Raw genomic sequence first — 20,008 nt, forward strand, 5'->3', positions numbered from 1 at the left:
GGCCTGCGGCGAGTCGGCCGACACCGCGATCGCGTCCACGTCGGTCAGGTCGGTGACGGTGTTCCGGTAGAACTGGTCCACGTCCCAGGCGTCCCACATGTTCGGGAAGTCCGGGTGGATCTGGAGCAGATTGGCCGCTGTCCCGGGGGCCACCGTCTCCCGCCCGGCGGCGAGGTCGAGCACCGACACCACCAGGCCGCGCCCGTCCACCTCGACCTGGAGCAGGCCGTTCCCCAGCCGGAACCCCCCGTCCGGCCGCGCCGTCACGGTGCAGCCCGCGGCCGATGARCCGACCACCCGCCCGCCACCGGCGGGCACCCCACCGCGCGCGTGCGGCGCGGCGTTGAAGACCACCTCGCCCCCGGCCCCCGGGTCGCCGGCCAGCGCCCGCTGCGCCCGTTCGGTGATCCCGGTCAGCTCGGCGGCGACCGCCGCGTACGTCCGCTCGGCCTCGCGGTGCACCCAGGCGATCGAGGAACCGGGCAGGATGTCGTGGAACTGGTGCAGCAGGACGGTCTTCCAGATCCGGTCCAACTCCTGGTACGGGTACGGGACTCCGGCCCGCACCGCCGCCGTGGCGGCCCACAGTTCGGCCTCCCGGAGCAGGTTCTCCGCCGCCCGGTTGCCCTGCTTGGTCCTGGCCTGGCTGGTCAGCGTCGCCCGGTGCAGCTCCAGGTAGAGCTCGCCGACCCAGACCGGCGGGTTCGGGTACTCGGCCTGCGCCTTGGCGAAGAACTCGGCGGGCCGCTCCCAGGTCACCCGGGCCGAGCCCTCCAGGTCGCGCAGCCGGGCCGCCTTGGCGATCATCTCGCGCGTGGTGCCCCCGCCACCGTCGCCCCAGCCGGTCGGTGCGATCGAGTGCCTGGCCACCCCCTTGTCCTTGAAGTTCCGGGCGGCGTGGGCGATCTCGCGCCCGTCCATCGAGCAGTTGTAGGTGTCCACCGGCGGGAAGTGGGTGAAGATCCTGGTCCCGTCGATGCCCTCCCACCAGAAGGTGTGGTGCGGGAACTTGTTGACCTGGCTCCAGGAGATTTTCTGGGTGAGCAGCCACTTGGACCCGGCCGCCTTGATGATCTGCGGCAGCCCGCCGGCGAAGCCGAAGGTGTCCGGCAGCCAGGCCTCCTCGTTCTCGATCCCGAACTCGTCCAGGAAGAACCGCTTGCCGTGGACGAACTGACGGGCCATCGCCTCCGAGCCCGGCATGTTGGTGTCCGACTCGACCCACATGCCGCCGGCCGGCACGAATCGGCCCTCCGCGACCGCCTTCTTCACCCGGGCGTACACCTCGGGCCGGTGCTCCTTGATCCAGGCGTACTGCTGCGCCTGCGACATGGTGTAGACGAAGTCCGGCTCGTCCTCCAGCAGCGCGGTCATGTTGGCGGTGGTCCTGGCCACCTTGCGGACCGTCTCGCGCAGCGGCCACAGCCAGGCCGAGTCGATGTGGGCGTGGCCGACCGCGCTGATCCGGTGTGCCGAGGGCTCGGCGGGGGTGGCGAGCACGCCGGCCAGCTGCTCCCGGGCGGCGGCGGCCGTCGCGTTGACGTCCTGCAGGTCGATCGCGTCCAGGGCCCGTTCGACGGCTCGCAGGATGTCCCAGCGGCGCGCGCCGTCCACCGGCAGCTCGGCCATCAGCTCGCCGAGCACCTCCAGGTCGATCACCAGCTGCCAGACCGTCTCGTCCAGGACCGCCAGGTCGACCCGCTCCAGCCGGTACTGCGGCTCGCTCCCTGCCGTCTCCTTCTCGCCCAACTCCGTGGGCAGGAACGGATGGTAGTCGAGGATCACCGGGTTGGACGCGGCCTCGACGTGCAGCAGCACCTGTTCGCCGCCGACCGCCGGCGCGGCGATCCGCACCCACTGGTTGCGCGGGTTGAGCCCCTTCACCGGCGTGCCGTCGGGCCGGTAGACCAGGCCCTCGCACTGGAAGCCGGGCATGTTGGCGTCGAAGCCGAGGTCGATCAGCGCCTCGACCGTCCGGCCCGCCCAGGCCTGCGGCACCGTTCCGCTGACGGTCAGCCAGCTGGTACCCCAGGGCGCGCCCCAGCGCTGTCCGGCCGCGATCGGGGTGCGCGGGGCGGCAATGCCCTCCGCCACCGGCACCGGTTCGTCCGGCGCGGTCCAGATGCCGACCTCCAGCGGCACCGACTCGGGGTAGACCGCAGGGCGGATCCGCTCCGCGAGCACCCGCTTGAGCCGGGACTCGACCAGACTCCGGTCATCATGCATTTCAGACACTCCGTGAAGTACTCGGTGACGGGGGGAACTTCAGCTCTGCTCGACATCCTCGACGGTGACCAGCGCGGTGATGCCGCGCGCCGCGAGATGCGCGGGGTCGGTGGCCTGCCCGGCCAGCACCACGGCCGGTCTGGCACCGGTCGCGCTCAGCCGCATGAACGCCTCGAAGAACGCGCCGCCGGGCGCGCAGGTCGAACGCTTGGCCGCCGCCTCCGGCAGGTCCAGCACCAGGGCGGTGCTGCGCGGCGGCGGCCGGTGCCAGTGCGCCCGGACCTCCTCGACCGCGCGGGCGATCGCCCGGCCGGCCGGTTTGACCTGCCGGTCGTTGGTCAACAGGCCGAGGCTGTACTCCAGTTCGGGGAAGTCGGCGAGCGAACGGGACACGTCGTGCGAGCACCACCAGGTGACGCCCCACAGCCCGGGGCAGTCCAGCGCGGCGGCCACCGTGGTCCGGACGAACTCGGCCGCCTGCCCTGGCGGGATGTGCGGCTCGGGGGCGCCGACCTCCTGGAGCCAGACCGGCCTCGCCGGGTCCTCGGCCCAGGCCTTGGAGAGCTCGATCAGGTAGGCGGCATGCTGCCCGACCGCGACCGAACCGACGCCGTGGCGCTGGGCGGTGCCGTTGAACACCCAGGAGTGCACCGCCGTCGCCGAGCCGATCCTGGCGGCCTGCGCTGGGGTGAAGGGGTGGTCGTCCTGGTACCAGCACGCGTCGTACTCCGCGTGCAGGTGCAGCCGGCCGGGTGCGCCCCGCTCGCAGGCGGCCAGCATCCGGCGCAGCCAGGCATCCGCCTGCTCGGGGGTGATCCGGTCCGGGTCGGGGTGCGGGTCGCCGGAGAACTGGTTGATCTCGTTGCCGACCGTCATCCCGAGGAAGTTCGCCCGCTCCGCCAACGCCGAGGCCAGGGTCTGCAGATAGCGGGCCTGACCATCCAGCACCTCAGGGTCGGTGAAGATGTTCCGCCGGTGCCAGGTCGCGGTCCAGGAAGGCAGGAAGTCGAAGCTGGACAGGTGGCCCTGCAACCCGTCCACCGCGACGTCCAGCCCCCGTTCGGCTGCCGCGTCGACCAGTTGCACCAGCTGCTCGACCGCCCGGGGGCGGATCAACGTCCGGTTCGGCTGGAACAGCGGCCAGAGCGGGAAGACCCGGAGGTGGTCGAGGCCGAGCGCGGCGATCGAGTCCAGGTCGGCCCGGAGCTGGTCCAGGTCGAAGTCGAGCCAGTGGTGGAACCAGCCTTGGCTCGGCGTGTAGTTGACGCCGAAACGGGGCGTGCTGGTGGTCATTCCGGGAACGGCCCTCCTCTGCGGAGTACGCGCGGTCAACCTTTGACCGCGCCTTCCTCGACACCCTTGAAGAAGAAGCGCTGGAGGGTGGCGAAGACCACGACGATCGGCAGGAAGGCGATCATCGTGCCGGCCGCGATCAGCCGGGGGTTGGCGCTGAACGTGCCGTTCAGGTACTGCAGTCCGACGGTCAGGGTGTACTTGCTCGGGTCGTTCAACACGATCAGCGGCCAGAGGAAATCGTCCCAGGCGCCGATGAAGGTGAAGATGACCACCACGCTGAGCATCCCCCGGACGTTCGGCAGGCCGACGTGCACCAGGCGCTGCCAGACGTTGGCGCCGTCCACCAGCGCCGCCGCGTCCAGGTCCGGCGGGACGGCCTGGAAGGCGGTGCGCATCAGCAGCACGTTCAGCATCGCGACCGCCCCGGGCAGCGCCACCCCGGCGAGCGTGTCGGTCAGGCCGAGGCTGCGCACCGTGACGTACTGGGAGACGATGGTGACCTCGCCGGGCAGCACCAGGGTGGCCAGGAACAGGCCGAGCACCAGCCGGGCGCCCCGGAACCGCAGCCGGGCCAGCGCGAACCCGGCCAGGGTGGCGCCCACCGCGTTGCCGACCACCGCGATCCCGGCCACCACCAGCGAGTTGGCGGCGTACGTCCAGACCGGGATGGTGTCGGCCACCTTGCCGTAGTTGGCGAAAGTCAGCTCCTGCGGCCAGAAGCCCGGGGTCCTGGACCAGACGTCCTCCCCCGGGCCCTTGAGCGAGGTGGACAGCTGCCAGAGGAACGGGCCGACGGTGATCAGCAGCACCAGCGCCAGCAGCAGGTAACGCACCGTCCGCTCGGCGGGTGACGGGGTGTTGAAACTTCCGGACGTCCGACGGCGCTCCGGGTTCCGCATCCTCAGGCCGCCTTTCGGTTCAGCCGCGCCAGCAGCAGCATCGGGCCGATGGTGATCAGGAAGAGCAGCAGGCTGAGCGCCGAGGCGTAGCCGATGTGCCCGGTGAAGCCGCGGCTGTACATCTGAATGAGCATCACCACCGACATGTCGCGTCCGCCCGGACCGCCGGTGCCGTTGGAGAGCACGTAGAGCTCGGAGAACACCCGCAGTGCGGAGACCGAGATCAGCACCGAGACCAACATCATGGTGGGCCGTACCCCGGGCAGCGTGACGTGCCAGAACCGGCGGACCGCCGACGCCCCGTCGACCGCGGCCGCCTCGTGCAGCTCGCGGCCGACGTTCCCGAGCGCCGACAGGTAGATCACCATGTAGTACCCGAGGCCCTTCCACACCGTCAGGCCGATCGCGCTGAACAGCAGCAGCCAGCGGTCGGTGAGGAAGGACACCGGCTGGTCGGCCAGGCCGAGTTGGCCGAGCAGCCCGTTCACCAGGCCCCGGTCGTCCAGCACCCAGCCCCAGATCAGCGCGACCACCACGGCGGAGGCGATCACCGGGGTGTAGAAGGCGGTCCGGAAGAAGGTGATACCGGGCAGCCGCTTCTCCACCAGCAGGGCCAGCAGCAGCGGGCACAGGGTGAGCAGCGGCAGGCAGATCAGCAGGTAGACGATGCTGTTCACCAGCGCGTCGGCCAACTGCTCGTCGCTGAACGCCCGTTCGTAGTTGGCCAGGCCGGTGAACCGGCCGCCCCCGAGTGGCTTGGCGTTGGTGAACGACAGCACCACCGTGTTCAGCGCGGGCCACAGGTTGAAGACGGCCAGCCAGACCACGGCCGGGGCGGCCAGCAGCCACGGGGTGAACCAGCGCCGGTGGGTCATCGCACGCCTCTCCGTTCCGAGTCGCTCAGTCCTTGAGCAGCTGGTTGCAGCGTTCGACCGCCGTGTCCAGCGCCTGCTTCGAGCCTGCCTGGCCGCTGATGGCGAGCGCGATCTGCTGGTTGATGACGGTGCTCATCGCGTCGTTGACCTGCACCGGCTGCAGCATCTGCGCCTTGGCCAGCGAGTTGAAGGCGATCACCTTCGCGTCACTGGCGTTGCTGCCGTCGCTCTTGCTGAAGAAGGCGTCCCCGGCCGAGGCCTTGGTGGACGGGAAGATGCTGGTGAGGTGGGCGAAGGCAGCCTGGTTCTCGGCGTTGGTCACCCAGCGGGCCAGCGCGACGGCGGTGGCGGCGTTCTTGCTGCCCTTCGCGACCGACAGGCCCTGGACGTAGAGCGGCGGCGTGCCCATCGCGGCGGACGGGACCACCTTCGGGGCGAGTGTGGGGTTGTCGGTGGCGAGGCTGGTGATGTAGTTGCCGCCGCCCGTGGTCCAGGCGACCGTGGCGGCGTTGAAGAGTTTGGCGTTCCCGGCGTAGGTGTCGGTCAGCACGTCCTTGGGGAGCAGGCCCTCCTTGAAGGCGACCACGTACTTGTCGAGCAGGGCGGCGGCCTCGGGGGTGTTGAAGGTGAAGCTCTTCCCGTCCTCGGCCATGATCTTCACCCCGGCGTTGGCCAGGTCACCGAGGCCGGGCTTACGGCTCATCAGGTAGGCCGCCCCGCCCGACTTCTCCTTGACCGTCCTGGCCTGCGCGATCAGCTCGTCCAGACCGGCCGGCACCTTCTTCGGGTCCAAGCCGTACCGGGTGAGCAGCTCCGAGTTCCAGTAGTTCACATCGGTGTTGAGGTACCAGGGGTAGCCGTACGCCCCGGTGCGCCCGGCGAAGCGGTAGGCGTCGATGCCGCCCTTCACGTAGTCCTCGGTCAGCTTCGGATCCGCCCCGGCCACGTCCAGCAGCATGTTCTGCTTGGCCAGCGGCAGCGCGAAGTCCGGCGGGAGGTTGACCACGTCGGGCAGCGAACCGCCCGCCGCCTGGCTGAGCACCTTGTCGGAGTAGCCGTCGCCGGGCTGGTCGAGCCACTCGACGTCGGTGCCCGGGTACTGCTTCTCGAAGGCGGCGATCACGCCGTCCATGTACGCGGTGAACTTCGGCTTGAGGGCCCAGGTCTGGATCGAGACCTTGCCCTTCACCTCGCCGGTGACAGCCGCGCCGTCGGCGGCGGTACCGGAGTTGTCGCCGAGGCCGCAGCCCGCGAGGGTCGACAGAGCGAGCGCGGTGACGGTCAACCGTACCCGGTGGCTTCTTCGCATCAGAGGGGTCTCCTGGGGTGTCGAGACGAGGATGGGTCCTGACTAAACCGCTCTAGTGATCGGGGACTATGCCGCCGATCCGATTCGCCGTCAAGGGTGCGCGCAACAGCACACTTTCCCAACTCTCATGCTTCACAAGGCACTCCGCTGTTCCAACAGGGCTTCAGTTACTCCCGGCGCCCTTGACGCCACCAGCTAAAGCAATTTAGCCTCCGGGGCGGCATGCCAACCCGAGCGCAACTCCACCCACTTCGCTTGGACCGGAGCATCGGATGAGACGACATCTCCCCCTCCTGCTGACCACGGCGCTCACCGCAGCCGTCCTCGGCATCGCCCCCACCTCGAGCGCCACCTCGCACGCCGCCGACCACCCCGGGCTCACGGCGGCCGCCGGCACCCAGCCGTTCGCGTCCTACTGGTACCCGAGCAGCATCCTGAACTGGGACCCGGCCACCGACCCGGACGCCCGGTTCAACCGCTCCCGGGTCCCGCTCCGCCCCCGGGTCTCCGACCCCGCCCTCAAGGCCAACGCCAACGCCCGGGCCGGGGAGGGGAAGATCGCCTCCCTGGTCTCCTTCGGCCCGACCTCCGGCAACCCCTCGCAGGGCTCGGCCGATCCGAACTACTACGCCTTCGGCTACTGGCAGTACGTCGACAAGCTGGTGTTCTGGGGCGGTTCGGCCGGCGAGGGCCTGATCCTCGCCCCCAACCCGACCGTGATCGACGCCGCCCACCGCAACGGCGTGAAGGTCTACGGGACGGTGTTCTTCCCACCCACAGCGTACGGCGGCCAGCTCCAGTGGGTCCGCGACTTCGCCCAGAAGTCCGGCTCGACCTACCCGGTCGCCGACAAGCTCGCCCAGGCCGCCCAGTACTACGGCTTCGACGGCTGGTTCATCAACCAGGAGACAGCCGGCGGCGACGCGGCACTGGCCACCGAGCTGCGCAACGAGATGCGCTACGCCCGCTCGCTCGGCCCGGTCGAGTTCATGTGGTACGACGCCATGACCGAGTCCGGCTCGGTGAGTTGGCAGAACGCGCTGACCTCGGCCAACGACGCCTTCCTCCAGGAGTCGGCCGGGCGGACCTCCGACTCGATGTTCCTCAACTTCGGCTGGAGCAGTTCCGGCCTGAACTCCTCCCGCACGCTGGCCCGTTCGCTGGGCCGTAGCGAGTACGAGCTGTACTCCGGCATCGACACCGAGGCCAACGGCTACAACACCTCGGTCTCCTGGGGCACCCTCTTCCCGGCCGCCCAGCCGCACACCACCTCACTCGGCCTCTACCGGCCCGAGTGGACCTGGAAGTCCGCCACCGACCGCGCCGACTTCTACGCCAAGGACTCCCGCTACTGGGTCGGCGCCAATGCCGACCCGGCCAACACCACCACCAGCTCCACCTGGAAGGGCCTGGCGAACTACGTCGCCGAGTCCTCCCCAATCACCGCCAAACCCTTCGTCACCTCCTTCGGCACCGGCCAGGGCGACTTCTACAACTCCGGTGGTGTACGCGTCGGTTCGACCGGCTGGAACAACCTCTCACTCCAGGACGTCCCACCCACCTACCGCTGGTCGGTCAGCTCGTCCGGCAGCCGGCTCACGCCGTCCATCGACTTCACCGACGCGTACGAGGGCGGCTCCTCGCTCCGGCTCACCGGCACCCTGGACGCCACCAACACCATCCGGCTGTACCAGACCCAGCTGCCGGTGGCCGCCGACACCAGGCTGTCCGTGACCCTCAAGACCCCGACGGCCCGGGCCACCAACCTCCGGGCGGCGGTCGCCTTCACCGACGCACCGACCACCTTCACCACCCTCGACCTCGGCTCGACCACCGGCTCGGGCTGGGAGACCAGGACCCTCGACCTGTCCGCCTACGCGGGCCGGACGATCGCCCAGATCGGTCTGCAGACCGTCGGCACCACGCCTTCTTTCGACCTGAAGATCGGTCAACTCCGGCTCTACGACGGCCTGGTGGACACCGCCGCCGCACCCACCGCGCTGACCGTACTGGGCAGCACCGACGTCTCCGCGACCCGCAAGTCCCTGCGGCTGACCTGGACCGCCTCCGCCTCCGGCTCGGTCCACCACTACGAGGTCTACCGCCGCAACGCCGACGGCTCCCGGACCTTCCTCGGCGCCACCCCGAACGACGCCTACTTCGTCCCGCAGCTCGACCGGGCCGGCACCGAGAACGCCACCACCCTGGACGTCGAGGCCGTCTCCACCGAGCTCGGCCGCTCCGCCGCCGCCGCAACGACCGTCTCCTGGTCCACTGCCACCGAGTCCAACCTCGCCCTGAACCGGCCTGCCACCGCCTCCGCCCAGTGCAACACCAACGAGGGCGCGGCCAAGGCCGTCAACGGCAGCGTCTCGGGCGGCAACAGCGACAAGTGGTGCGCGCTGACCGCGAGTCCGTCGCTGGAGGTCGACCTCGGTTCGGTCCGGCCGCTCACCCGATTCACCGTCAAACACGCGGCGGCGGGCGGCGAGAGCGCCTCCTGGAACACCCGCGACTTCACCGTCCAGGTCCGCAACACCACCACCGACCCCTGGACCACCGCCACCACCGTCACCGGCAACACCGCCGCCACCACAAACCATCCGGTCGCCCTGAGCGCCCGCTACGTCCGCCTGGTGGTCACCAAACCCACCCAGACCACCGACCCCGCCACCCGCATCTACGAGTTCGAAGCCTGGGGCTCCTGACCCACCGCCCGCCCCACCACCCGCCCCGGCGCTCGCCCGCAGCGCCGGGGCGCCGGCTTCCAGCTGTCCTGGTGACTCGATGTTTGATGTAGTGGCGGGAGCGCGGACAAACGGCCGGGGAGTCAGACTGTTGCACTGTAAAGCTGTCTGCAAACGTTACGGTGCAGGGCCGTGGCTCCTCAGCGATGTGGACATGGAGGTCTCCGCCGGCGATGTCGTCGCGGTGTTGGGCAGCAACGGCTCCGGGAAGTCGACCCTACTGATACCTCACCAACCTGGGACGCATCCGGGGCCTGTCGACCTCCGCCGCCCGGGCCAGAGGAGCCGCCCTGCTGGACCGACTGGCCCTCGTCGGCGGCCCGGACGCGTCGCTGCGCACGCTCTCCAAGGGCAACGCGCAGAAGGTAGCGCTAGCCCAGGCGCTGCTTGTCCGGCCCGACCTGCTGATCCTGGACGAGCCGTGGTCCGGTCTGGACGCCTCGGCCCACGGCGTCCTGGGGGAGCTCATCGGCGAAGTGGCCGCCCAGGGTGGGGCGGTGGTCTTCACCGACCACCGCGAGGCGATCACCGAGACGCACGCCGGCGGTGCCCACGCCATCACCGACGGCCGGGTCACCCTGCGGGGCGGCCCGCAGTCCGACGGCCCTGCCTCGGTGCTCGAACTGCTGCTGACCCTGGCGCCCACCGGCGCCGTACCGGACGAAGTCGACTGGCCAGCACTCCCGGGCGTGCTGGACGCCGCCCGCCGGGGTCCGCGCATCGTTCTGCGCGTGACGCGGGCGCACTCGGACGCCGTACTGACGACGGCGCTCCAGCGCCGCTGGTCGGTGGGCTCCGTGACCGGGGCCGCACACGACCACGTCTCCGGAGCGGACGCCAGGAGTGTCGCCCGGTGATCGCCCTGATCCGCTACCTGTGCACGGCGCTGCTGCTATCCCAGCGCTACCTCGCGCCGCTCCTCCTGTGCGTCGGCCTGACCGCCGTGCGGACCAGCAGTGACAGTGGTCCGCTCCCTGCCGCCTACTCCGCCGTGGCCGGGGCCATGCTGCTCTGTTCCGTCTGGCTCACCGTGGCGCTGATCGGCCTGGAGGATCCGCCGCACCGCTCGATCGTGGTCGTCAGTGCGGGCAGCCGCCTGAGGGTCCTGCTCGGATCGGTCGCGACCGCCGCTGTTTGGTGCCTGCTGCTGATGGTGGTCGGTCTGGTGCTGCCGTTGGTGTTCGGGACGCACACCGTCGGCCTCGCCGATCTGGCGCTCGGCACGGAGGCCCAACTCGTCTGTGCCTTCACCGGCATGGCCATCGGACTGCTCTGCTCACCACTGGTGTTCCGGCGGCAGGGCTACGCACTCGTCCTGTCCCTGGCGCTCCTGCCGACCGTCCTGCTCGGCAAGGGCGTCTCCCCGGTCAACATCCTGCTCACCGACCTCCAACACGCCTCGAACTCGGCGGACGTCCTGGGCTCCACAGGCGTTCTGGTGGCCGCCGCTACAGGTCTGCTCGCACTGGGAGCGGCCAGCACCCACGCGATCACCGTGCGGAGCAGCTGAGTGCTGGTCAGGGGCGGCCGCCGGTTCCCGGCCTCGGGGAACATCGGCACAGCGGTCGGCACTGAGACCGATCATGGTCGGCTAGCAAACCGGCTGGAGGCTCCGCTGGGTTCGCGGAAAGATCGCCGGGCGGGTACCGGTGCTGGCTACGGTCCGGTCGTGCCGGTGGCGTTTCTGACTGATGAGCAGGCTGAGGCGTACGGGAAGCATGCGGCTCTTCGCCTTCTCGGTCCGCTCCCGCCGCGGACCGTAAATCCTTCATCATGCTGTTGGTTCAGCGCGTCGCTCATGGCGCGAGCGTGCGAGGTGATGGGCCGCTCGCAGCAGCTCACGTGTTGACGCTTCAGTGCGCTCGCCCGGGTTCACCACGGCCAGCCAGCCGACGCTGCCGTAGACGGGGTGCGCGATCACGGTGTCGGTGGCGCTGGGGTCGACCTCGGTGGAGGCCGGTTCGCGCGGTGCGTGACCGGTCCACTGGATGAACGCTTCCTTCCCGGCGGCGATGTTCACGCGGAAGGTGTCCGGCCGGTCCAAACGCGATGCCTCGTCGCCGGGGTAGTTCTTGGTCACGACAGTCGCGAACGGCTGGGTCGCCGTCGGAGTGACGCCGCCAGGTGCGTAGTAGAAGAACGTGTCGCCCCAGCTGAGTTCCGGTGTGCCGTCGCCGGGTGCGGGCCTGAGGGTCAAGACGCCGTCGAGGGCGTCCACGAAGCTGATGATCTCTTCACTCGTCATGTGCTCCAGCGTTCCATTAAAGTGCTTGTGGAGACTTTGGGGCTCAGATATGGGGATTTCAGCATGGCAAGTCTCAAATCAGGGGGTATGCGCACAGCTGATGTCGCGCGTCGCGTCGGGTGCTCCGTTCAACAAGTTCGCAACCTTGAGCGCGACGGTGTGCTTCCACCCGCGACGCGCACGGCCACGAGCTACCGGACTTATGGCGAAGTACATCTGCAGTCCGCACTGGCCTACCGGGCCCTCGCCACGGCTGTGGGGCCGGTCGAGGCCAAGAAGATCGTTCGGGCCTTCCACCAGTGCCCCACCTCGCATGCCCTGGCCCTTCTCGACGCGGCGCACGCCCGGCTCGACACAGAGCGCGCTGATCTGAGGCAGGCCAAGGAAGCCGCCCACGCGATCTCCAGCGAGCCGATCGACGACGTGCGCGCCTCGGACTCGATGAGCATCTCCGAACTCGCCGCCGCCCTCGGCGTGCGCCCGTCGACGTTGCGGCACTGGCATGCGGAGGCTCTCGTCACCCCCGACCGCGACCCCGTGCGCGGAACGCGACGCTACACACCGGCTCAGGTGCGCGATGCGCGGATCGTTCACCAACTGCGCAAGGCCGGATACCGCATCACGCCCCTTCAAGCCCTCATGCCGCASCTGCGGCACACCCGCCGATCGGAGGACGTCGATTCGGCGCTGGCTGCCAGGGACATCAGCATCACCACGCGATCCAGAGCCCTCCTCGACGGCGCCTCGGCGCTCAGCGCTGTGCTCTCCCTGCGCGGGCAAACGGACTGATCCGGGATGTCCGCGAGTGCCCCGCACGGATCGGCGGCGCGTCTTGAAGCACGACGACCGCCCCCAGTGCTCGGCGGTCAGTATCCCTCCGTCCCCCGCCCGCAGCTTCCAATCCTGTCGTCAAACGATCGTTTGCCGACAGGCAGCCGACGCGTCCAATGAACCCGTGCACTCCGGGAGTTCGCGGCGCTCGAATCCAATCAGATCCGATGGTGATTGCTGACAGGGTGACGACAGATAGGGTCCGATCCTCCGTACGGAAAGGGCCCGAAGTGGCGAACCTGGTCTACAAGCGGGTCTCGACCGACCAGCAGTCGACCGCCCGGCAGAACCTCGTCCTGGACGAGGCCGGGATCGAGGACCCGGTCGTGTTCGAGGAGGACCCGGGCACCTCCAGCCGCCTCCACCCGCTCCAGCGGCCGAAGTTCCGCGAACTGCTCACCTACGCGCGGCCGGGCGACACGTGCACATCTCCGAGATGTTCCGCCTCGTTCGCGGCACCGGACACATCCTCGACGTGATCGACGTCCTCCACCGCGAGCAGGTGGCCCTACGTATCCACGACGGCGCGTTCTCCGCGATGGACCTCACCGCCCGCCACCCGCGCACCGGCGAACTGCCATGGTCCAGACCCTCGCCGCCGCCGGAGTACTCCAGCGCGACCTCCAGCGCGAACTGACCTACGGCGGACTGCGCGCCGCCGAGGCCAAGGGCAGTAAGGGCGGACGCCGCCCCACCGTTGCGGCCACGAAGACCGAAACCGTCCGCACCGCGTACCTGGAGGGCCGGTCCATCGCCGCCCTCGCGCGCGACCACGGCGTCAGCCGCGGCGCGATCCGCACCGCCGTCGCCGATCTCCTGCGCGAGCACACGACCAGCGACCCGAGCGTCCCGACCCCGGAACTGTCCAGGGCGCCCCCGCGGTCCCGGCCCGGCGCAGGGCCCGCCGCGAGTACGAGAACCGGGTCAGCACCGTCGTACAGATCGGACCATGATCGTTCTCGGCGCCTACGGCTGTACCGATGGTCCCCGAGGCCGGTTCCCTCCCCTGCGATAGCCTCGGCCCATGACCGGCTCGAACAGCATCCGGATGACCCTGCTGGTCCTGTACACACCGCAGTTGGAGGAGTGCCGGCGCTTCTACACCAGCCTCGGCCTGGCCTTCACCGCCGAGCGGCACGGCCGGGGCCCCGAGCACTACGCCGCCGTGCTCCCCGACGGCACGGTCCTCGAGCTCTACCCGGCCCGTCCCGGCCGCCGGACCCATGCGCTACGCCTCGGCCTGGCCGTGCCGGGAGACATCACGGACCCGCCACTCGGACCGGGGCGTCACCAACTCACCGACCCCGACGGGCGCATCGTCGAGATCCTGGCCGGCTGACCGGCCGGTCGGCTGTCGAGGGGCGTCAGCCGGCGCTCGGTGGCTGACGGTCGTGGAACCTCGGAAGCCGACGGCGCAGTGCCACCACGAGCAGGCCGGTCGCGCCCAGCAGCGCCACGGCCGTGGTGTGGTCACCGACCTTCCAGAGGTGGCCGACGGCCATGAAGAGCGTCAGAAAGACGATGGGAGTCCCGGCCAGCGCTGCGGCAGCCGGACCGTACCGGCCGCGCAGCGCGGCGGGCACGGCCAGGGCAAGCAGTGCGAGCTCCGTCGCACCGAGAGCCAGCGCCAGTGCCGTGCTGGCGGCACCGTAGTTCAGTGACGTCACCGGCCCCAGCCCGAGCGCGGTGTTGAACACGAAGCCGCCGATCAGTGCCCCCGCCAGGGCGCTCCAGGTGCTTCGGCGGGTGGCCGGACCGAGCAGGTCGCGTGGCGCGGCCAGCAGGATCAGCACCCACAGCGTCTGCGGCCCGTACGGAAGGACGAGCTGATGGACCAACCGTAAGGCCCACAGGTCACCCCACCCCACAGCAACGGTCATCTGGATACTCACACAGACCAGCGTCAGCAGCAGGCCGACCAGAGCGGACAGCCGGGCAGCGGCCCAGCACCCGGACACGGCCGCGACGGCGGCCACCAGCGAGAGCAGCAGTCCGCACTGGCCGGCCAGGAAGACGAGGTCGAGGCTGCCGTACTCGGCCCTCAGGACTTCGGTCAGTATCCCCATTCGCTGCTCGACTGCCAGGTCTTTCAGCCGCGACGCGAGCCCGCCGGCCACCGCTGCCGTCGCCGCGAACGGTGCGGCTCGTGCCGCCAGTTGAGCGAGCATCCCTTCGGAGCTGAGGCCGAGCCGCAGCCGCACTCCGTGCCCGGCCAGGTCGACCACCTCCCGCGCGACGGCCCACGGGCCCGCGCCGGCGGTGGTGTCGGCGAACACCGATGCCAACTCCTCGCCCCGCTCCCGCCGGTAGCGGGCCGGATGGAGCAGCAGCGCCAGCCTTGACCCGAAGTCGCTCATGAGGCGAACCCCGGGCTCAGCTTCGGCTTGCGGGCGGCGGCGGAGAGCCGGCGCTGGGCCTCGGCAGCGACCGCGTGCAGCCGCTCGGCCTCGACAGCCAGCACCTCGCGCCCGCTGTCGCTGAGCGCATAGGTCCGGCGGGCCCGTCCTTCCACCACCTCCTCCCTCTCCACTCGAACCAGTCCCTGCCCGAGCAGCCGGTCCAGTGCTCCGTAGAGCGTCCCGGTACGCAGCTTCACCCTGCCCCCGGAGATCACGGAGACCTCCTGGAGCAGCGCGTACCCGTGCCGGGGCACATCGGCCAATGCCGTGAGCAGGAGCAGCGTGGGCTCCTGCATCGAACGCTCAGTCATGAGCCCATATATACCGGTGACTTGCATATGCAGTCCAGAGGATCAACCGAACCCGCAACGCCCCGCGAACATCTGACGCTCACTCACACAGCTCATCTGAGGGGGAGATCTCATCGAACAGGCTGGGTAGCTGGGAGGCAGCGGGGTGGACATCACCCGATAAATCCCAGGATCTCAGCCCCTCCTGAGGTGGCGTTACACACTCTCCAACGGGACACGGTGGCGGCTACGTTCCCGTTCGGCGTGTGACTTTCCCCCTGCCGTTACGGCCTTCTCCGGGCGCTGATCGCGACCCCATACTCCGAGTTCGGCAGCGGTGGTGAGCTGCGGAAACCTTGAGTGGGGATGGCGGTCCGGGGCTTTGGAAGAAGTGACAACAACGTTCCCTGCGGAGTCCTGGCTGGTCTCGCGGGGGATCATGCTCGAACGGGGGCCGAGGCGGACGCTCGCGGCCGCGAGTTTCGTCAACATGGTGGGCAGCGGCGTCTTCATGTTGAGTGCCGCGCTCTTCTACACCCGCTCGGTCGGGTTGTCGGTAGCGCAGGTCGGACTCGGACTGGGGATCGGCGGGTTGGTCGGGCTGCTCTCCGGGATACCGGTCGGGTGGCTGGCCGACCGGCGCGGGCCGCGCGAGGTGTACCGGCTGATGCTGATCGTCCAGGCCGCGGCGATGGCGGCGATGGTGCTGGTGCACTCGTTCTGGCTCTTCGTGGTGGTGGTCTGCCTCACCGAACTGGCGGGCTCGGCCAGTTCGGCCGCCCGGGGGCCGCTGGTGCGCGCGCTCGCAGGCGAGCAGCCCGCCAAGTTCCGGGCCTATCTGCGTGCAGCCGTCAACCTGGCCGCCAGTATCGGGGCCGGGCTTGCCGCACTGGTCGTCCAACTGGACACACACGCAGCGTACTTGTGCCTGGTGCTGGGCAATGCGCTCAGCTTCGTGGTGTCCGCGGTCATCGTCAGCCGGTTGCCCTCTCTGCCGCCCGTCCCGCCGCCACCGGGGACCGGTCGGTGGATCGCGCTCAAGGACCACTCCTACATCGTGGTCACCGCGCTGGACGGCGTCATGTCGCTCCAGGGCGAAGTGCTGGTCTTCGCGCTGCCGCTGTGGATCGTCCAGCACACCGATGCGCCGCGCTGGTTCGTCGGGGCGAGTGCGCTGGCCAGTACCTTCATGGTGGTGGCCCTCCAGGTCAGGGCGAGTCGCGGGGTCGACGGCAACGCCTCCGCCGCGCAGGCCTGGCGCCGCTCAGGCTGGGCGTTCCTGGCCGGGATGACCCTGATCGGCCTGGCGGCCGGGGTGCCCGGGTGGCTGGCGGCGTTGATGATCCTGCTCGGGGTCGGCGTGCACACGATCGGCGAAATCCTGCAGGCGGTCGGCTCGTTCGAACTGCGCTACAACCTGGCACCAGTCCACGCGCAGGGGCAGTACTCGGGTGTCTTCGGGTTCGGCAGTGGCCTGGCGGGCGTCGCCGCCCCCTCCCTGTTGGGCTTCCTCTGCATCACCTGGGGCACGCCCGGCTGGTTGCTGATGGGCGGAGTCTTCGTAGCGGTCGGGCAGGTGATCCCCTACGTCGTGCGGTGGGCCGAGAGTGACCCGCTCAGATCGCGGTGAGCGTGAGGATCGACGTGTACGTACCCGGCAGCGTGCTGGTCGGGACCGCCGGGCCCGGGGTGACGGAGCGGATGGTGCCCCGGTCGAGGACGGCCGGGCCCAGCCGAGGTGGCGGGCCTCGATGACGGCGGCGGCCGGGCCGGTGAAGTCGCTCGCCTGGACCCGGACTCCGCTGACAAGGACTGATGTCACCTGTGGGTCGGGAAGCCTGCTGGGAGCATCAGTGTTTCGATGGCCTGTGCCCAGTCCAGCAGCCGCTCATCGCTTCCGGTGCGACTGACGCACTGCAGGCCGAGCGGCAGGCCGTTCTCGGTCCGCCCGGCGGGGATGGAGAGGGAAGGCCAGCCGGCGTAGCTCCACGGCAGACACATGATGGGGCTGCCCGTGCTGGCCAGACCGTGCGGTGCCGGGCCGGTGGCAGCGGGGCAGATCCATACATCGACGCCTGCCTCGTCGGTCGCCTCTGCCAGGGTGGTCCGGAAGGCTTCCCGCCGTCGCAGCCCGTGCTCGTACTGTTCCCGGGAGATCGCCTGCCCTTGCCGCACCGCGGCCGCGGATTGCTGTCGGTAGAGAGCGCCGTACCGAGGGAACCACTCAGCGTGGCTCTGTGCGGCTTCATAGCGGTTCACCGTGAACAGATCGTCGGCATCGTGGGCGAGGTCCGCGAACATCGGGACGCGGCGCACGGGGAACCCTGCACTCGACAGTACCGACACCTGCGCTTCGAATGCCGCTCGTGCCTCTGTTCCGGCCTGCTCCAGGTAGAGGCCGTCAGGCACGCCGAGCACTGGGCACTTCCGTTCGGTGTCCCGCACTGGCTGCCAGCCGTCGCACAGCACGGCTGCAGCCATCGCCGCTGCGGATAGCGTCGCGGCGAAGACCCCGATGGTGTCGAGGGTCGGCGCGTTGGGGATCACGCCGTCGACCGGAATCCGACGGGCCGTCGGCTTGAACCCCACGACACCGCAGTAAGCCGCGGGACGGATCATCGACCCGACCGTCTGCGTACCGATGGCCAGCGGCACCATTCCGGCTGCAACAGCCGCTGCCGACCCGCTGCTGGAGCCGCCAGGCGTGTGTTCGTGGGCGTGTGGATTACGTGTCGCCCCCGGCGCAGCGATGGCGAACTCTGCCGTCACGGTCTTCCCCGCTGTCAGGGCTCCGGCATCACGAAGCCGGTCCACGACTCCAGCCTGTCTGCCCTCGAACACCTCTGGGGGCAGCACGGAGCCACCTCGTGTGGGCAGTCCGTCCACGTTCACGATGTCCTTCACCCCGACCGGGACGCCGAACAACGGCGGCCGCGACCCAGCGGCCGGCCAACGCTCGTGGACCGATTGGAGTTCACTGCGAACGCGTTCCCGCCGGGCGGCACTTGTCTCTGATCCGGCGACGAAAGCATGGATGGCACGGTCCATCTCATCGATCCGGTCGCACAACGTGTCAACCGTCACGGACGGCGAACCACCTACCGCATACGTTTTCGTTTTCACGCGGACCAGACTGCCAGAACAGGACTGCCCTGCCGTCATCCCTGTGCCAGGCGCCCCCGCCTCGCCAAGGTGGCTCAGGCCGGAGTGACGCCACTCGTGCAGGTCCCACAGCCTGTACCGGGTCCGCGCACCGCGGTGTGCTGGTCCAGCAGGGCCCGTGCCTGGCCGTAGGAGAGCCGGGCCAGCCCGGTGTCCGGGCAGACGTCGCGCGGGCCGAACACCTTGCCCGGGCCCGGGCGGCGGTGGCTTCGAACTCGTCTCGTGAGTCGTCGTTCAGCACCGCGTGCGTACCAGGTGACGGATGCTCAGCGATGGCTGGCCCGCCGGTCAGTCGATGCCTTCGATGATGCGGAAGTCGCGCTCGTAGCCGTCGGGGAGGGCCACCAGCGCCTTCTGGTATGCCTCGCTTTCGTATGCCGCGACGGCCTGTTCAAAGCTGTCGAACTCGATCAGAACGACGCGTTGCGTGATTCCGGCCTCGTGGGCGACGACTCGACCGCCACGGGACAGGGTCCGCCCGCCCGCAGCCTGGACAGCCGGACGGGCCAGCTTGTTGTAGGCAGTCAGCCTCTCAGGGTCGGAAATGGCGGGGTAGACACTGGCCCAGTAGCCCTTGGCCATGGAAACCTCCTGTGTTCGGCCGGACACGTCCGACTTCGAATTGACACTCAGAACGATCGATCCCGGCATGCGCAGGTTAGGGCTTGATGTGCGGCCGAGGGAAAGACCGGTACGGGATAGGCTCAGAACGGATCGTTATCAATCGGCAGGGAGGGCACGTGGCGCCGGATACGGTGAGCCTGCGGTACTTCCTGGTGCTGGCGCAGGAGTTGAACTTCACCCGCGCGGCCGCACGGATCGGTATCGCACAGCCCGCACTCAGCGCCCGGATGCGCCGATTGGAGGCGGAACTCGGTACGGCCCTGCTGGTCCGCAACACGCGCAGCGTCGTATTGACCACGGCCGGTGCGGCTTTGGCGGAGTCCGCGCCGCCCGCGCTGGCGGCGCTGGACCGGGCGTGGGACACCGCCCGGAGCGCGGCTGCCGGTGAACTGGGCACGCTGCGCATCGGATACAGCCTCAGCACCGGGGCCGAGACGGCACCGGCCCTGGTGGACAGGCTGATGCGCGGCAACAGCGGACTCGAGGTCGGCGCGGTCCCGATGGCGACACCGGAGATCTCCCCCGCGGTCGCCGACGGCCGCATCGATGCCGGGATCACCCGCGGTGAACAACCCGGCCGTGGCGTGCGCCGGTTCCTGCTGCGGCGTGCGCGCATCGGGGTCCAGCTGGCGCAGCACCATCCGCTGGCCGAACACCCGGAGATCGAGATCGCCGACGCGGCCGCGTATCCGCTGCGACTCCCGGGCCGTGCGGCCAACCCCGTGATCCACGATCAGCTGTCCGCACTGTTCCGAGACACCCGACCACACCCCCGATTCCACACGCCCGCAGTCTCTTTCGACATGTCTCAGCGCGACCTGCGCGACGGGGTCACCCTCGCCCCGGCCGGAGAAGCCGCGGCCACGGCACAACCGGCCGGTCTCACCTGGCGACCGCTGCGGGGCGCGCCCAGCCTGACGATCCACCTGGTCCTCCCACGCGAGCAGTCGCCGCTACACCACTGCATCCGTGCCGTCGCCCAAACCCTGGCGCACGAGCTGCACTGGCTGCCGGACTGACGCGCAAGAGGTCAACATGACAGGAATACGCGACACCTCAACATGCGCGCTTACCAGTCTCAAGCCCCTAGGGCCTGTCTGGAGTT

Annotated in this window: 19 protein-coding genes and 2 pseudogenes; 10 read left to right on the plus strand and 11 right to left on the minus strand. The window is 69.7% G+C overall.

Features of this window, described 5'->3' with window-relative positions; translation table 11 throughout:
- The 5 genes from ASC99_RS24810 to ASC99_RS24830 form a co-directional block, all read right to left on the minus strand.
- Positions 1-2,226, minus strand: a 2,226-nt coding sequence (locus tag ASC99_RS24810) for an alpha-mannosidase (protein ID WP_235583122.1), incomplete at its 3' end; no start/stop codon positions are given.
- A gap of 39 nt (positions 2,227-2,265) precedes the next feature.
- Positions 2,266-3,519: a hypothetical protein gene (locus ASC99_RS24815; RefSeq protein ID WP_057235874.1), complete on the minus strand. Its 1,254-nt coding sequence runs from the start codon at positions 3,517-3,519 to the stop codon at positions 2,266-2,268.
- Between the two features lie 35 nt (positions 3,520-3,554).
- Positions 3,555-4,421 (minus strand): carbohydrate ABC transporter permease, encoded by an 867-nt coding sequence (locus tag ASC99_RS24820; RefSeq protein ID WP_057235877.1) that lies wholly within the window; start codon positions 4,419-4,421, stop codon positions 3,555-3,557.
- 2 nt (positions 4,422-4,423) lie between these two features.
- Positions 4,424-5,296 (minus strand): carbohydrate ABC transporter permease, encoded by an 873-nt coding sequence (locus ASC99_RS24825; RefSeq protein WP_057235880.1) that lies wholly within the window; start codon positions 5,294-5,296, stop codon positions 4,424-4,426.
- A 25-nt stretch (positions 5,297-5,321) separates the two neighbouring features.
- Entirely contained in the window at positions 5,322-6,605 is a 1,284-nt protein-coding gene (locus tag ASC99_RS24830; protein ID WP_057235882.1) for an ABC transporter substrate-binding protein, read from the minus strand.
- Between the two features lie 272 nt (positions 6,606-6,877).
- Between ASC99_RS24830 and ASC99_RS24835 the strand changes: the two genes are divergently transcribed.
- From ASC99_RS24835 to ASC99_RS24845, 4 genes and pseudogenes are all read left to right on the plus strand, one after another.
- The gene (locus ASC99_RS24835; protein ID WP_057235886.1) at positions 6,878-9,313 is read left to right on the plus strand and encodes a discoidin domain-containing protein; all 2,436 of its coding nucleotides are present in this window, start codon (positions 6,878-6,880) and stop codon (positions 9,311-9,313) included.
- A 341-nt stretch (positions 9,314-9,654) separates the two neighbouring features.
- Positions 9,655-9,717, plus strand: a pseudogene (locus ASC99_RS42210) (hypothetical protein); the annotation flags it as partial.
- Positions 9,718-9,828: 111 nt separating this feature from the next.
- Positions 9,829-10,209: a hypothetical protein gene (locus ASC99_RS42215; RefSeq protein WP_369825167.1), complete on the plus strand. Its 381-nt coding sequence runs from the start codon at positions 9,829-9,831 to the stop codon at positions 10,207-10,209.
- Positions 10,206-10,862, plus strand: coding sequence for a hypothetical protein (locus ASC99_RS24845; RefSeq protein WP_057235889.1), 657 nt, complete (start codon positions 10,206-10,208; stop codon positions 10,860-10,862). Before ASC99_RS42215 ends, ASC99_RS24845 begins: the two co-directional genes overlap by 4 nt.
- Positions 10,863-11,123: 261 nt before the next feature.
- Here ASC99_RS24845 and ASC99_RS24850 read toward each other — a convergent pair whose 3' ends face one another.
- Entirely contained in the window at positions 11,124-11,597 is a 474-nt protein-coding gene (locus ASC99_RS24850) for a DUF6194 family protein (RefSeq protein WP_057235891.1), read from the minus strand.
- A gap of 87 nt (positions 11,598-11,684) precedes the next feature.
- Here ASC99_RS24850 and ASC99_RS24855 point away from each other — a divergent pair, with 87 nt between their 5' ends.
- The 4 genes from ASC99_RS24855 to ASC99_RS24870 all read left to right on the plus strand — a co-directional run bounded on the left by ASC99_RS24855 (position 11,685) and on the right by ASC99_RS24870 (position 13,767).
- Positions 11,685-12,386: a MerR family transcriptional regulator gene (locus ASC99_RS24855; protein WP_057235893.1), complete on the plus strand. Its 702-nt coding sequence runs from the start codon at positions 11,685-11,687 to the stop codon at positions 12,384-12,386.
- A 272-nt stretch (positions 12,387-12,658) separates the two neighbouring features.
- Positions 12,659-12,907, plus strand: a complete 249-nt coding sequence (locus tag ASC99_RS41105) for a recombinase family protein (protein ID WP_057235896.1) — start codon at positions 12,659-12,661, stop codon at positions 12,905-12,907.
- The gene (locus ASC99_RS41110) at positions 12,904-13,065 is read left to right on the plus strand and encodes a hypothetical protein (RefSeq protein ID WP_235583123.1); all 162 of its coding nucleotides are present in this window, start codon (positions 12,904-12,906) and stop codon (positions 13,063-13,065) included. The genes ASC99_RS41105 and ASC99_RS41110 overlap by 4 nt, the downstream gene beginning before the upstream one ends.
- A 387-nt stretch (positions 13,066-13,452) precedes the next feature.
- The gene (locus tag ASC99_RS24870; RefSeq protein ID WP_057235899.1) at positions 13,453-13,767 is read left to right on the plus strand and encodes a hypothetical protein; all 315 of its coding nucleotides are present in this window, start codon (positions 13,453-13,455) and stop codon (positions 13,765-13,767) included.
- Positions 13,768-13,792: 25 nt separating this feature from the next.
- On the opposite strand, the gene ASC99_RS24875 is transcribed toward ASC99_RS24870, so the two are convergent.
- Both ASC99_RS24875 and ASC99_RS24880 read right to left on the minus strand, forming a co-directional pair.
- A complete protein-coding gene (locus ASC99_RS24875) occupies positions 13,793-14,785 on the minus strand; it encodes a hypothetical protein (protein WP_057235902.1) in 993 nt (330 codons plus the stop codon).
- Positions 14,782-15,138 (minus strand): PadR family transcriptional regulator, encoded by a 357-nt coding sequence (locus ASC99_RS24880; RefSeq protein ID WP_057236044.1) that lies wholly within the window; start codon positions 15,136-15,138, stop codon positions 14,782-14,784. The genes ASC99_RS24875 and ASC99_RS24880 overlap by 4 nt, the downstream gene beginning before the upstream one ends.
- A 370-nt stretch (positions 15,139-15,508) precedes the next feature.
- On the opposite strand from ASC99_RS24880, the gene ASC99_RS24885 reads away from it, so the two are divergent.
- Entirely contained in the window at positions 15,509-16,747 is a 1,239-nt protein-coding gene (locus ASC99_RS24885; protein WP_235583124.1) for an MFS transporter, read from the plus strand.
- A 188-nt stretch (positions 16,748-16,935) separates the two neighbouring features.
- On the opposite strand, the gene ASC99_RS24890 is transcribed toward ASC99_RS24885, so the two are convergent.
- The 3 genes and pseudogenes from ASC99_RS24890 to ASC99_RS24900 all read right to left on the minus strand — a co-directional run bounded on the left by ASC99_RS24890 (position 16,936) and on the right by ASC99_RS24900 (position 18,861).
- On the minus strand, positions 16,936-18,201 hold the full coding sequence (locus tag ASC99_RS24890) for an amidase (RefSeq protein WP_235583125.1): 1,266 nt from the start codon (positions 18,199-18,201) through the stop codon (positions 16,936-16,938).
- Between the two features lie 90 nt (positions 18,202-18,291).
- A pseudogene (locus ASC99_RS41115) lies at positions 18,292-18,488 on the minus strand (site-specific integrase); the annotation flags it as partial.
- Positions 18,489-18,567: 79 nt separating this feature from the next.
- Positions 18,568-18,861: a DUF1330 domain-containing protein gene (locus tag ASC99_RS24900; RefSeq protein ID WP_057235904.1), complete on the minus strand. Its 294-nt coding sequence runs from the start codon at positions 18,859-18,861 to the stop codon at positions 18,568-18,570.
- A 173-nt stretch (positions 18,862-19,034) separates the two neighbouring features.
- Here ASC99_RS24900 and ASC99_RS24905 point away from each other — a divergent pair, with 173 nt between their 5' ends.
- Entirely contained in the window at positions 19,035-19,922 is an 888-nt protein-coding gene (locus ASC99_RS24905) for a LysR family transcriptional regulator (RefSeq protein WP_304440754.1), read from the plus strand.
- The last annotated feature ends 86 nt before the right edge of the window (positions 19,923-20,008 follow it).

The sequence above is a fragment of the Kitasatospora sp. Root107 genome, from assembly GCF_001424875.1.
Taxonomy (GTDB): domain Bacteria; phylum Actinomycetota; class Actinomycetes; order Streptomycetales; family Streptomycetaceae; genus Kitasatospora.